This window comes from Mycobacterium sp. D16Q16, from assembly GCF_002013745.1.
Lineage (GTDB): Bacteria > Actinomycetota > Actinomycetes > Mycobacteriales > Mycobacteriaceae > Mycobacterium.
This window is the reverse complement of record NZ_MAEY01000001.1, coordinates 42,968-56,660: the sequence shown is the minus strand read 5'-3', so window position 1 is coordinate 56,660 and position 13,693 is coordinate 42,968. Positions and strand designations below refer to the sequence as shown.

Genomic DNA, 13,693 nt, shown 5'->3' with positions numbered 1-13,693 from the left:
CTGCTGGCAGAATTGTGAAGTGAATTTCACCAGGGTGCCCCTGAAACCCGATGAACTGGCTCAGGCGGCCGTCATGGCCGCGCTCACCGCCGCCATGGTCATCGTGGGGGTCGCCCTGCCGATTTTGGGCGCCGTGCAACTACTCGGTGCCGTACCCATGGGTCTGCTGGGATATCGCTACCGCGTCCGGGTGCTACTGGCCGCCGCCGTGGCCGGCGGTGTCATCGCGTTTCTGCTTGCCGGGCTCGGCGGTCTGATCGCCATGGGCAACTGCGTCTACATCGGTGGCCTTACTGGCGTCGTGCGCCGACGCGGACACGGCATGCCCCTGCTGACGGTGCTCGGGGTCATCTGTAGCGCGATCATTGCGGCGCTGGCGGTCGGTGCGCTGGCCCTGCTGGACCGCATGCGCAACCTGCTCTTCGATGCGCTGCGCGCCTCGCTGGAGGGCCTGTTCAAGATGATCGCTCACCTCCCGCATCTGGAAGTGGTCGGTGTGAACGCGACGAGCGCCATCGACTTCGCGATGCGCAACTGGGTGTGGTTCATCGGTGGCATCGTCTTTGTCTTCGTGCTGTTTAACGCGCTGTTCGGCTGGTGGGTGCTCTCTCGCGTGATCCAGCGCTTGGCGGTGATTCCCGATGTGCACCAGCTCGATCCGCCGACGCCGGCAGGTGCGGTGGGTCCGGTGCCCGCGCGCCTGCGGGATGTGCGATTCCGGTATCCGCGTGGTGAAGCCGATGCGCTGGCGCCGCTGTCGATGAGCATCGAGGTCGGCGAGCATGTCGCGATCACCGGTCCCAACGGCTCGGGTAAGAGCACCCTGATGCGCATCCTGGCCGGGCGCGAACCCACGTCGGGGGAGATCGAGCGGCCAGGTTCGGTGGGGCTCGGCGCCATCGGCGGCACCGCAATTGTCATGCAGCACCCGGAAAGTCAGGTGCTGGGTACCAAGGTCGCCGACGATGTGGTGTGGGGTCTGCCCGCCGACCACGACGTCGACATCGAGGGTCTGCTGCGCGAGGTCGGTCTGGAGGGGATGGGCGAGCAGAGCACCTCCTCGCTCTCCGGCGGCGAGCTGCAACGGCTGGCGGTGGCCTCGGCCCTGGCGCGCGACCCCGCGCTGTTAGTGGCCGACGAGATCACCAGCATGGTCGACCCGAAGGGGCGCGAGGACCTGCTGGGCGTGCTGTCACGGCTCACCGCGCAGCACCGGATGTCGGTGGTGCACATCACCCATTTCCAGTCCGAGGCCGCCGCCGCGGACCGTGAGATCGCCTTGCGCGCGGTCAACGGCAAGGTGGCGCGCACGGCGATACAGACAGTGCCGGTGCCCACCACGACGGCCGCGCGGCCCAATGTCGAGGCGCCCGTTGTTCTCGAGTTCGATTCGGTCGCCCATCAGTACGCCAGCGGAACTCCCTGGGCGAAAACGGCATTGCATGACGTGTCGCTGGCGGTGCACGAGGGCGATGGTGTGCTGATCCATGGCGGCAACGGATCGGGCAAGTCGACGCTGGCCTGGATCGCGGCGGGGCTCACCAAACCAACCTCGGGGCAGTGCCTACTGGACGGCAAGCCGGTATCCGATCAGGTGGGGTCGGTGGCCATCAGTTTCCAGGCCGCCCGCTTGCAGCTGCTGCGCAGCCGTGTGGACTACGAAATATCCTCGGCAGCAGGGTTTTCCGCCCGTGAGACCGATCGGGTGGTGCACGCCCTCGCCAGTGTCGGTCTGGATGCGGACCTGCTTAAGCGCCCGATTGATCAGCTCAGCGGAGGCCAGATGCGCCGCGTGGTGCTGGCCGGGCTGCTGGCGCGCTCACCGCGTGCCCTGATTCTCGATGAGCCGCTGGCGGGTCTGGATGCCGAGTCGCAGGCCGGTCTGCTGCGGCTGCTGGTTGAGGTGCGCGAGCGGGAAAGGCTCACCATCGTCGTGATCTCGCATGACTTCGATGGCATGCAGGAACTGTGTCCGCGGACCGTGCATCTGCAATCCGGGGTGCTGCTGGCCGAATCGGTGGGGTCGGGGAATCGCTCATGACGACGACACGTGCACCGCGCCGCCCCGTTGTACTGCTGCGCCCTGTCCCCGGTACCTCGCCGATCCACGAGCTGTGGGCCGGAACCAAACTTGTTGCGGTCTTCCTTATTTCGGTGCTGCTGACACTGTTTCCCACCTGGACGGCGATCGGCGCGGTGGCGGTGCTGGTGGTCCTTACCGCGTGGTTGGCCCGTATCCCGCGCGGTGCGGTGCCCACCATCCCGATCTGGATGGTGGCCCTGGTGATCGGTGGCAGCCTCACGGTGTTCTTCAGCGGCGGGCCGCCCTTCTGGCATATCGGCGGGATGACTATCGGGTTTCACGGAGTGCTGGCGGTGGCGCGCACCACCGCAGTGGCGGTTGTGCTGCTCGGTACGGGAGCCATGGTGTCGTGGACGACGAATGTCTCCGAGATCGCGCCGGCTGTGGCCATGCTGGGGCGGCCGTTGAAGGTCTTCGGGATTCCGGTCGACGAGCGCGCCGCCACCCTGGCGCTCGCGCTGCGCTCCTTCCCCATGCTGTCTGACGAGTTCCGGGTGCTCATCGCGGCGCGCAGGTTGCGTCCGCCGCAGGTGCGCGAGGGCAGACGCGGGTTGCGATGGGTGGCCGAGGTGGTCGACATGCTGACCGCCGCGATCACCGTCGCCCTGCGGCGTGCCTCCGAGATGGGGGATGCCATCACCTCGCGTGGCGGCACCGGGCAGATCGCGGCGCATCCGACGCGGCCGGGCCTGCGTGATGCGATCGCGCTGCTGATCATCCTTACGATCGGGACGGCGGTCGTGTTGTTCGAGGTGCTGTAGCGCGAGGCTTAGCGTTTGGCGGCGTTTAACGCCTTTGTTGAAGTGGTCCTTGATATTTCGATGGCAAGCCACGTCGTCGTCGGTGGGTGCCGCGTCGATGTCTGGTGCCCCAAGATGGCGTCAGAAGTTGCGTCTTCTGGGTGGTTGTCCACCACGGTTGGGCACCTTCGACAGACGATGCCGTCGGACTAGGCGTTCCTCGGGGCGAAGCTCGACGGTGAGCATTGAGTCGGCCGGTACCGGATTCATGACCGTCGCTACCTGTTCCGTCCTGTCATGATCTTGAATTTGCTGCTATCTCCATCTGGTCGATGTTTCATCCGCTGTGCTGGTAGATGGGTGGCGAGATCCAAGTTGTTTATCTCAGCTCATTGTATTTGCCCCATGTCTCGACAGTCGTGATATGCAGGCGTATTGTCCTCATCAACTAGTTGCCATACATGGCTGGAGGGGTCAGTGATGCGTGCAGAGTTGGACGAGAAGCCTATTGTTAGGGCGGATTCTGTCACCAATAGAGAGTTCGCTAAAACAAACTGGTCGGCGAGCGTCACGAGTCGCCGGGTCGCTGCGGCGATCGCGGGTGTGATCGTCGCAACGGGTGCCGTCGCAGGGCTGCACGCTCTTCATCGGGTCGGTGAAGGGGCGGGAGCTTGGCTTGTTTGGGCAGCTGAGTTGTTGATGCTGCTGATCGCTTTGAGCGGCGGGATCAAGTTGGCTGTTTGGGGGCGCCAGCCGATCATTTCGGCGATGTTCAGTGCGGTCGAGACTCGAGTCGGAGAGCCGACGCGGGCGGTACTCGCCGCCCTGAGTCTGCTTGCAGGTGCTGTTGGCACATGGTGGGTTTTCCGGGGCGGTTATCTCGCCTGGTGGGCGTCAGCGACAGGGCAGGGCACGTGGTCGATCGCGATGGGTGCGGGTCAGCTACTTGTGGCGGTCGTGTCGGGTGCCGCGCTGTTCACCGGCGGCCGGTATTTGTTCGGGCTTGCCCGAGAGGCGTTAGTCGATGCCGGTTTGGCTGGCGTGCGTTCCCGGCAGGGACGAGCCACCAAGCAAGATAGCCGGAGCTGGCACCCGGGGTTGGTGGGTGTTTTGGTGGCAGGCGCGGTTGGCTTGATCGCGCTGGCGGCCTGGCTCGCCCCCACGTTGGCGCCGGTGGTGACGGGACCGCAGCTCCTTACCGCAGCAGGGGCGATCGCGGTCATGCTTGCGGTGGCAGTGTGTTCGAATGCCGGTCTCTGGAACGGTCTTGCAGGCCTGTATGGGTGGGCCGCGGGCGGCTCGCAGAAGGCCAGCGCGACCGCGGGTGTTGTTGCGGTGCTGATGTTTTCCGCAGGCGGTCTGGGCTTAGGTTGGTTTACCCCGGCAACGGTGCCGCAGGCTCATGCTGCGTGCCCGCCAGATTGCGGTGGCAGCCCTGGCGGTAACGACGGTCCGCCCGGGGGCGGGCAGATGTTCCAGCCGCCTCAGATGCCGAATCAGATGCCCGACTACCAGGGCTCAAATTCGGGCATGCCAGGTCTGGACCAGAACAACGGCATCAGCATCTACAACCAGCAGCCCGCTCGGGGCGCGAATGCCTCGAGCCCAAGCAACAGCGGCTCGCCGCAGCAGGGGTTGTCGCCTGGACAGAACGCTGATGGCTCGTGGCAGCAGGCGGCCCATGGTGAGCAGATCCCGAACTATCAGAACGCCACCCCCTACACCCAAGGGCCCGGTACGCCGAATCCGGAGTACAACGGCGGGCAAGTCAACCCTGGCACTAATACGGGATCGCAAGGTGGGCAACCGAATCAGGGGATGCAGCAGTCCGCGCAACAACCGCAGCAGGCGGGGCAGCAGAACTCTGGGCAGCAGCCGAACCAGTCGTCGGATCAACAGAAGATCGATGACTTGACACGTCAGCTGCAAGATCGGCAGCAGCAGTCCGGCCAGGATCGTCAGCGTCTGGACGATCTCACCAAGCAGCTGCAACAGCAGAAGCAGAACAAGCAGCAGCAGCCGCCGAAATTCCCGTCGAAAGACAAAAAGAGGGACGACAAGAACGACGAGCAGGACCGCGACCAGCAGTCCGGCGATAACGATCTGACCGCGCTGTTGTTGGGTGCGGCTTCGACGCGCCGCCGCAAGCAAGATGAGCAAGAAGGACCGGACACCGAGGCGCTGGGGCAGGATGCATCGCAAGCGGTGCAAGGGCTTCCGGGCGATATTCAGACATATGTGCAGTCGGGCCAGCAGATCGGGCAATCATCTGGGCAGGCCGCTCAGGGATTCGGCTCAGCCGCCCAGGCCGGTGCCTCGTTGGCTTCCTCGGCGCAGTCCGGTGCGGTGAATCCGCAGGATGCGATCACGCTGGTGCAGGGCGCTGCTCAGGGAATCCAGGGCACGGCCGATGCGGTCAATGCGGGCAGCCAGATCGTGAAAACCGCTCAGAAGGAAGCTGATCAAGTCGCTCAAACGGTCGGCGATGTCAATCCGCAACTCAAACCCCAGGTCGAGCAGTTCACGCAGCTCAACGACCAAGCATCACAGGTCACCGATCTTGTGGGGCAAGGCTCCCAGCTCACCTCGCAAGGAGCTGGTGCGGTCCACTCGGTCTCTAGTCTCGGCGCAGGTGGGGTTCCCGCTGATCCCGCATCTGGACTTGATGATGCGGCGACAATTCCAGATGCCTTGTCCAGGGCCACTAACAGCACCGATCTCGTCAATGCGGCTACCGATCCGACAAGCGGCGTGGTGGACACCCGCTCACTGGCCAGCATGGTTGTCGACGCGATGGGCCAGGACCCTTCGCAAGCGAATACCGCCTTCGCAGATATTGGGTCGGTCTTGGCGCAGAACAGTCCCGCTGATGCGGATCGTTTCACCAATGACGTTGTCGAACAGGCCTCAGCCAACCCAGTTCTGTCGACCAGTGCTACTGGGATCGCGCAGGGCTGGAAGCATGCTGGATACAAGACGCTGGTTAACAATCCGCTTCTGACGGTGCGTTGGGAATCGACAGTGAGCCCGTGGACCAACCAAGGCGGGTTTAGCCAGAGCTTGGTTGACGTCCTTAAGGGCCAGGGGATTGAGGTGGCACCGCAGATCAATCGGGCACCTGCTGGCGGTGTCAGCAAGGCTCCTGGGCTTGTTCCACAGAAATACACCACTAAGAACGGCAATCTCGCACGAGATGCGATTGCTAACCGCCTACAAGGGCAGGGTTACGACATCACCAAAGAGGTGCAGGTGACCGCTGACGGCACGCGAACTCCACTGCAGCCCGGTGAGAAAGCCGCGCCGGGTTCGCGTGTCGTCGACATACAGGCCGACAAACCTAACCCCGCCGATCCGCGCAATGCTCAACGCCTGGATGTCGAGTCCAAGGCGGGGGCGCAAGGCCCCAGCAAGACCAACGTCGCCCAGGCGGTGAAAGACGGTGAGCGTATAGCCGACAACAAGCTGTTACGCGGAGCAGGTCAAGCGCTCGAAGATGTCGGCAAGGTCGCGCGCCCCATTGGGGTGGTAGTCGATGCGGTGCAGCTCGGCGAGGCGTTCCATCAAGACGGCAATCGTATCGGCGAGAACACGGTGCAGGCCGGCGCCAACCTGGCCGGTGGTGCGGCTGGGGCGTGGGCTGGCGCCGAAATAGGTGCCTCGATCGGATCCATAGTCCCCGGAGCCGGCACCGTTGTGGGTGGGATTGTCGGCGGTGTCGTTGGCGGCGTGATCGGCAGCGGTGCTGCCAGCAAGGCCGTTGACTGGGTCAAGAGCCTGTGGTGATGGGATATCAATATGTTCAGATTTTCTCGTCGCGCTGGCAAGGACGAACCTGGGCGGCATCGTGGCCGTTTGCTTGAGCTACTGGTGGACTATCCGCCGTATCTGACGCCGTTCCCGGGTCAGCCCCGCGCTTTGAGTCTGGCGCAGTGCGAGGAGAACCTGCATTACCTTCTCGAGCAGCGCCCGCGGCGGCTTGAGATCGTGGCGAACCTATTGCGGCAGTTCGATATCGACCTGTCCGCGGGCTTGTCCGCCGATGATCCGCGTCCATTCCTAGAGTCACTGGATGTCTGGGCACGCGCCCATTGGCCCGCCGCGTACAGCACCGCGTTCTCGGCTGACAGAAGGGTTTGGCTGCCACGCCTCAAACAGGGCGAACACATCGTCCTGGCGATGCTCATGGATATTGCCATCGTCTTGGGCGAGGTTCTGACAGGTAAGCGCCCTGACTACCAGTGGCGACTTGATCTCGCCCCGGAGAACTGTGACATGGACAGCTACCGGCGTGTAGTTATGGCCAAGAACCCTGAAGATCCGCGCTGGACACCTGTGTCGCTTGACTTCGAATTCGAATGCATCAACAGCTTCGATGAACTCGGTCGCGACGTGCCAGGTGGTTATCCACTCGGATACACGACCATTGCGGCAATCGAGGGCGGCTACGACCCTGTTAGCAACCAGTCGATCGATGCCGTCACAGCTGAGACTTCTGCGTCCCGCGATCCACACGTCTATGACAAGGCGGAATACCATGTCGATGCCCTTGTGCACGACTACGGTTTCGACCTGGATCAAGCCGACGAACAAGCTGCTGTGCCGGGCGCACTGTTCTTCGGCTGGCTTGCGTCACGTGACTTGCTCAGCAAGAGCCAGCTCAAACACTTCCGCAAGGAGATTGCCGCTTACAAGACGGCTCGCTTGGCGGCACCGGCTCTTTGGGAGCTGTTTGACCGTTCGTTGATCGACTACATGCTCGATGAGAAGGCTAACGCATTCGCGCGCAACTACTTCGGTAGCGCAGAGAACGGCTACTTCAGCGACCTCACTGCGACCCTCGCCCCAGATTTGCCATCGTGCTTTCACGTGCCTTACACCTTGGAGAACCAAGCACGCATTGATGCAATCCTTGACCAGCGCTACTCGCAGTGGGCAGATGGCCACTCATTGGACTAGTCGGAGCTCCAAAACAGGTACGAGAGCGCTCTAGAGTGCTGTAGCGGCGCTACCGCTCAATCGCCTTATTCGCCGCCTGCTGCGCCTGTTGTAACGCGGTCTGCACATCGAGGCGTCCTAGGAACATCTCGGCGAAATACGGCTTCAGCGCGGCGAATCCGGCTCCGAAGCCTTGCCCGCCCGGTGCGGCGATCTGTGCACCGTTCAGCACCTGGAAAAACGGGGCGACGTCGACGCCACGGGCAGTCCAATGCTGGAAGTACGGCTCACGCGCACCCAGCACGGCGGGGATCGCCGAGCCGCTGCGGCCCAGGAAGACGTTGCCGTCGGTGCTACCCATCCAGGCCAGCACCCGCTGGGTGGCCTCGGGGTGGGGCGAGAACGAATTGGCGGCGGCCACAATGCCGTTGGTGACGCTGACCCGCCCCTCGGGCCCGGCCGGCATCATTGCCACACCCCACGGGAAGGTGGCGTTCGCCTGGATCTGGGCCAGGTTGTAGGTACCCGATTGAAACAGCGCCATCCGCCCCTGCAGGAACTGGTTGCGCGAGAAGTCGTTGTTGGCGTTGGTGTCGGCGGCCGACGGCGCCACCTTGTCGACGTTGATGAGGTCGACCAGGTACTGGAAGGCCATCTCGGCCCGAGTGTTGGCGAACGCGAATTTTTCGCCGGTCTGGAAGACGGCCCCCGCCGATCCGAGGTAGTTCAGGTAGATGCCCTGTAAGTCGTTGGCGGCGTTGTAGGCCCAATGCCCGGGCCCGGTGAGCCGGTGCAGCATCGGGCGCAGGGTATCGACGGCAGGGTCGGGGTCCCACCGCAGCTCCGCCAGGTCGGCCGGGTCCACCTGCGCCTGGTCGAGAAGATTCTTGTTGTAGTACAGCGCAATCCCGGCGTCGCTAAGCTGCGGAACACCCCACAGCTTGCCGCCGCGGGTGAACTGGGCGACGACCGACGGATCCCAATCCTCTTGCGAATCAACAGAGACGAGGTTTCCGGTGTCGGCGTAATCGGACAGGTAGGCGTTGCTGAGCCAGAAGATGTCGTCGGCGCCGTGCCCGGCCACATCGGTGCGCAGGCTGTTGAAGTAGCTCGCATACGACGTCACTGTGACGGCGACCTGGATCTCGGGATCGCGGCGGGTGAACTCGTCGAATGAGCTGCGGTAGGCCTCGGCCACCCGCTCATCCCACACCCGGACCGTGACGACCGTTTTCCCCTGCGGTGTCTTCGGAATCCCGAGCCATCCCGCGATGCCGAACAGCAGCAGGGCGACCAGCCCGAGGGTCAGCGCGGCGCGGGTGGAGGATTTCACTACTTGAGTCCGCTCAACGTGATGGACCGGACGATGTACTTCTGGAACGCCACAAATAGGATCACCAACGGCACGATCGCCACGGTGGTCGCCGCCATCACGATGGGCCACTGCGCGTTGAACTGGGATTGCAGCCCGGCGGTCGCTACGGTGAGCACCCGCCAGTTGCTTCCGCTGGTGATCACCAACGGCCACATGAAGTTGTTCCACTGCGACACCACGGTGATGAGAGTCAGCGTGATGAGGATGGGACGGCTGACCGGCACCACCACATGCCACAGGATGTCGAGCGTGTTGGCGCCATCCAGGCGGGCCGCGCGGATCAGGTCATTGGGAATGGTGCGGAAATGCTCACGCAGCAGGAAGATCGCGTAGGGCGATCCGAACATGAACGGGATGACCAACGCCCAGAACGTGTTCCGAAGACCCATCTGCGTCAGCATCAGATACATCGGCACCACGGTCACCGTCGCCGGAATCATCAGCGTGGCCAGATACACCCAGAACAGTCCGTCGCGCCCCGGGAACTGCAGTCGCGCAAAGGCATACGCGGCCAGCACCGAGAACGTCAGCTGGCCGATCACGATGATGGCCGTCATCAACACCGTCACCAGCGCGGCGCGCCCGAACCCTGCGTCGGCCAATCCGGTGTAGTTGGCGACGGTGAAGGGATTGGGCGGTGCCAGCGGAGAATCGGTCGCGAATTGTCGCGTCGACTTCAGCGATGCCGACAGCGCCAACAAGAACGGGCCCAGCGTGAGGAGCGCGCCAAGGCTCAGCAGCAGGTAGACCGCGCCGTTTCTACACCAGGTCATAGCTCACCCGCGTCCGGAAGTAGCGGTGCTGAATCACCGTGACGGCGACCAAGATCAGAAACAGGATCAGCGACATGGCGGCCGAGCGTCCCACGTGGGCGGACTCGAACGCCTCGGCGTACACGCGGTGTGCGGCCAAGTCGGTGCGGTTCTGCGGGCCACCGCCGGTGAGTGCGTACACGGTGTCGAAGGTCTGCACCGCGCTCACCACTCCGGTGACCAGGACGAAGAAGAAGGTGGGCCGCAGCATCGGCAGGGTGATGCGGCGGAACCGCTGCCAGGCCGTCGCACCGTCCACCCGGGCCGCGTTGTGCACATCGCCGGGGATGGCCAGCAGACCCGCCATGAAGAACAGCGCCACGTAGCCGACGTTCGTCCACACACTGACCGCCGCCACCACCGGCAGCGCCAAGGTGGGGTCGGTGAGCCATTCGATGCGCTGCCCGAGCAGAGCGCCGATCGCTCCGTCGGTGGGTGCCAGCATCCAATGCCACAGCACGCCGATGGCCAGGGGCGCGCAGATCCACGGGATGACGTAGATGGTCCGGAACAGCACGGTGCCAGGCAGGCCGCGTACCAGCAGCGTCGCCGCCAACAGTCCAAGGGCCGTCTGCACCGGGATCACCAGCGCCACAAAAAGCAGCGTCACCAGCAGGGAGTGGCCAAAGGCGCCGTCGGTGAGCACCGAGCGCCAGTTGTCCAGGCCGATGAATTCGATGGGGCCCAGCAGATCCCAGCGGCACAGGCTCAGCCACACCACAACGAGGATGGGCAACAGCAAAAATGCGGTGACGCCGAACAGGCTCGGGGCCAACAGCCCATATGCGAGCGCTGTCTGCCGGGAGCGTGTCACGGGGACATTAAACCGTGGACGCCACCGGTAGCGTTGAGCGCGTGACTCGGTCCGTAGATCCCGATTTCCTGGCGCTGCCTCGCGCCGAACTCGCCGACGCCGCCCTGAACGCGGCGCGCGCCGCCGGTGCCAGCTATGCCGACCTGCGCATCCACCGGCTGATCAACGAGGAGCTGGTGCTGCGCGACGAGCAGGTCGAGACCGCGGTATCCGGACGCACCATCGGTTTGGCGGTGCGGGTGATCGTCGACGGTACCTGGGGATTCGCCTCACATGTGCAGCTCGACACCACCGCCGCGGCCGACACCGCACGCCGGGCCGTGGCCGTCGCCCGCGGGCTGCGCAGCCTGAACCGCGAGCGCGTCGAGCTGGCCGATGAGCCCGTCTATGCCGACGTGCAGTGGGTGTCCGAATACGAGATCGATCCGTTCGGGGTGCCGCAGGCCGACAAGATCGCGGTGCTGCAGGAGTATTCGGGGCGCCTGCTGGCCTCCGACGGGGTGGACCACGCCTCGGCGACCCTGACGGCGGTCAAGGAGCAGACCTTCTACGCCGACACCTTCGGCTCGTCCATCACCCAGCAGCGGGTCCGGGTCATGTCGCAGCTGGACGCCATCGCCGTCGACGCCGCCACCGGGTCCTTCGAGACCATGCGCACCCTGGCCCCGCCGATGGGCCGCGGCTGGGAGGCCATCGGCAGCGACGGAGTGTGGGACTGGAGCGCCGAGCTGCGCGAGATCCCGGAGCTGCTCACCGAGAAGGTGAAGGCGCCCAGTGTGGTCGCCGGCCCCACCGACCTGGTGATCGACCCGACCAACCTGTGGCTGACCATCCACGAATCCATCGGCCACGCCACCGAATACGACAGGGCCATCGGCTACGAGGCCGCGTACGCGGGCACCTCGTTTGCGACCCCCGACAAGCTTGGCATCATGAAGTACGGCTCGCCCGTCATGAACGTCACCGCCGACCGCAACGAGGTGCATGGGCTGGCCTCGGTCGGATACGACGACGAGGGGGTGGCCTCGCAGCGCTGGGATCTGGTGCGCGACGGCATCTTCGTCGGCTATCAGCTGGACCGGGTGTTCGCGCCCCGGCTGGGGCAGGAGCGTTCCAACGGCTGCTCGTACGCCGACTCGCCCCACCATGTGCCGATCCAGCGGATGGCCAACGTGTCGCTGCAGGCGTCCCCGGATGAGCGCAGCACCGATGATCTGATCTCCGGCGTGGAGGACGGCATCTACATCGTGGGCGACAAGTCGTGGTCAATCGATATGCAGCGCTACAACTTCCAGTTCACCGGGCAGCGGTTCTACCGCATTCGCGGCGGCAAGCTGGACGGCCAGCTGCGCGACGTCGCCTACCAGGCCACCACCACCGATTTCTGGGGGTCGATGGAAGCCGTTGGCGGCCAATCGACCTGGCGGCTGGGCGGAGCGTTCAACTGCGGTAAGGCCCAGCCCGGACAGGTGGCGGCGGTGAGCCACGGCTGCCCGTCGGCGCTGTTCCGCGGCGTCAACGTTCTGAACACCAAGCAGGAAGGTGGTGCCGCGTGATTCCCGCACAGCAGATCGCCGAGGATGTCCTGGCTGAGGCCGCGCGGCGCGGCGGCGCCGATGACACCATCGTCTTGATCCAGGACAGCAGCGAGGCCTCGCTGCGCTGGGCGGGCAGCTCCATGACCACCAACGGCGAGTCGATCAAGCGCGGCATCGCGGTGGTATCGATTCTGCGGCAAGGAGATCAGACCCGGGTCGGCTCGGTGCTTACCGAGGACGCCGATCCGGCCGCGCTCGCCGATCTGGTGGCAGCCAGTCAGGCCGAGGCCGCGGCGGCGTCTCCGTCCCGCGATGCCATGCCGTTGCTCGGACCCGGCGAGGGTGCGGGGGAGAGCTGGGACGCGGCGATCTCACCGACCAGCGCCGACGTGTTCGGGTCGCTGGCCGCCGATCTGTCGACGGGCTTCGACGGCCCCGACACCCTGTACGGATACGCCCGCCATGAACGTCAGACCACGTTCCTGGCCTCGTCGACCGGGCTGCGCCGCAGGTTCACGCAGCCCACGGGCCAGGTGGAGATCAACGCCAAACGAGGAGTGGGTAGTGCCTGGGCCGGGGTGTGCACCCCCGAATTCGTGGATGTGCCCACCGAATCGCTGCTGCGCCAACTCAATGAACGGCTCACGGCTGCCCAGAATCAGATCGAGCTCAAGGCCGGTCGCTACGAGACGCTGCTGCCGCCGTCGGCCACCGGCGACCTGATGCAGTACCTGGTGTGGACGATGGGCGGGCGCGGCGCGCATGAGGGCCGCAACGCCTTCGCCGGGCCCGGTGGCACCCGGATCGGGGAGCGGCTCACTGAGCTGCCGGTCACGGTGTACTCGGACCCGTCGTACCCGGGGCTGGAGAGCAGCCCGTTCGTGGCCACGCCCATTTCGCGGGAGTCGTTGTCGGTCTTCGACAACGGCGTGGGCATCGAGCGGGTCGACTGGGTGCGCGACGGTGTCATCAACGCGTTGAGCTACTCGCGCGCCGACGCCGCCGAATTCGGTGCCGCCCCCACGGTGGGCGCCGACAACCTCATCATGACCGGCGAAGGCAGCGCGACGCTGGAGGAGATGATCGCCGCCACCGAGAACGGGCTGCTGCTCACCACGCTGTGGTACATCCGCGATGTGGACCCGACGACGCTGCTGCTGACCGGGCTCACCCGTGATGGCGTGTACCTGGTGCGCGACGGCCAGATTACCGGCGCCGTCAACAACTTCCGGTTCAACGAGAGCCCGATCGATCTGCTGCGACGGGTGACGCAGGTCGGCGTTACCGAGTACACGCTGCCGCGCGAGTGGAGCGACTACGCGACGCGCCAGGCCATGCCGGCGTTGCGGATCCCGGACTTCCACATGTCCTCGGTCAGCGCCGCACAGTAGGTCGC

9 protein-coding genes are annotated in these 13,693 nt (G+C 64.9%); 6 read left to right on the top strand and 3 right to left on the bottom strand.

From position 1 onward, the window contains the following. The first annotated feature begins 40 nt into the window (after positions 1-40). From B4394_RS00255 to B4394_RS00240, 4 genes are all read left to right on the top strand, one after another. Positions 41-2,041 carry an ABC transporter ATP-binding protein gene (locus tag B4394_RS00255; RefSeq protein ID WP_078314193.1) on the top strand — a complete coding sequence of 667 codons (2,001 nt, stop codon included), beginning with the start codon at positions 41-43 and terminating at the stop codon, positions 2,039-2,041. Continuing rightward, positions 2,038-2,844, top strand: coding sequence for an energy-coupling factor transporter transmembrane component T family protein (locus B4394_RS00250; protein WP_078313819.1), 807 nt, complete (start codon positions 2,038-2,040; stop codon positions 2,842-2,844). The genes B4394_RS00255 and B4394_RS00250 overlap by 4 nt, the downstream gene beginning before the upstream one ends. Positions 2,845-3,303: 459 nt before the next feature. Continuing rightward, a complete protein-coding gene (locus B4394_RS00245; RefSeq protein ID WP_078313818.1) occupies positions 3,304-6,606 on the top strand; it encodes a glycine zipper domain-containing protein in 3,303 nt (1,100 codons plus the stop codon). A gap of 69 nt (positions 6,607-6,675) precedes the next feature. Then, positions 6,676-7,779, top strand: coding sequence for a DUF7832 domain-containing protein (locus tag B4394_RS00240; protein ID WP_286141863.1), 1,104 nt, complete (start codon positions 6,676-6,678; stop codon positions 7,777-7,779). Between the two features lie 49 nt (positions 7,780-7,828). Here B4394_RS00240 and B4394_RS00235 read toward each other — a convergent pair whose 3' ends face one another. The 3 genes from B4394_RS00235 to B4394_RS00225 are packed head-to-tail and all read right to left on the bottom strand — an operon-like array spanning position 7,829 to position 10,759. Next, positions 7,829-9,091, bottom strand: a complete 1,263-nt coding sequence (locus tag B4394_RS00235) for an extracellular solute-binding protein (protein WP_078313816.1) — start codon at positions 9,089-9,091, stop codon at positions 7,829-7,831. Next, positions 9,091-9,906, bottom strand: a complete 816-nt coding sequence (locus B4394_RS00230; protein ID WP_078313815.1) for a carbohydrate ABC transporter permease — start codon at positions 9,904-9,906, stop codon at positions 9,091-9,093. Before B4394_RS00230 ends, B4394_RS00235 begins: the two co-directional genes overlap by 1 nt. Then, entirely contained in the window at positions 9,893-10,759 is an 867-nt protein-coding gene (locus B4394_RS00225; protein WP_078313814.1) for a carbohydrate ABC transporter permease, read from the bottom strand. Before B4394_RS00225 ends, B4394_RS00230 begins: the two co-directional genes overlap by 14 nt. Before the next feature lie 41 nt (positions 10,760-10,800). Here B4394_RS00225 and B4394_RS00220 point away from each other — a divergent pair, with 41 nt between their 5' ends. Beyond that, positions 10,801-12,315, top strand: coding sequence for a TldD/PmbA family protein (locus B4394_RS00220; protein WP_078313813.1), 1,515 nt, complete (start codon positions 10,801-10,803; stop codon positions 12,313-12,315). Continuing rightward, on the top strand, positions 12,312-13,688 hold the full coding sequence (locus tag B4394_RS00215) for a metallopeptidase TldD-related protein (protein ID WP_078313812.1): 1,377 nt from the start codon (positions 12,312-12,314) through the stop codon (positions 13,686-13,688). Before B4394_RS00220 ends, B4394_RS00215 begins: the two co-directional genes overlap by 4 nt. Positions 13,689-13,693: the final 5 nt, after the last annotated feature.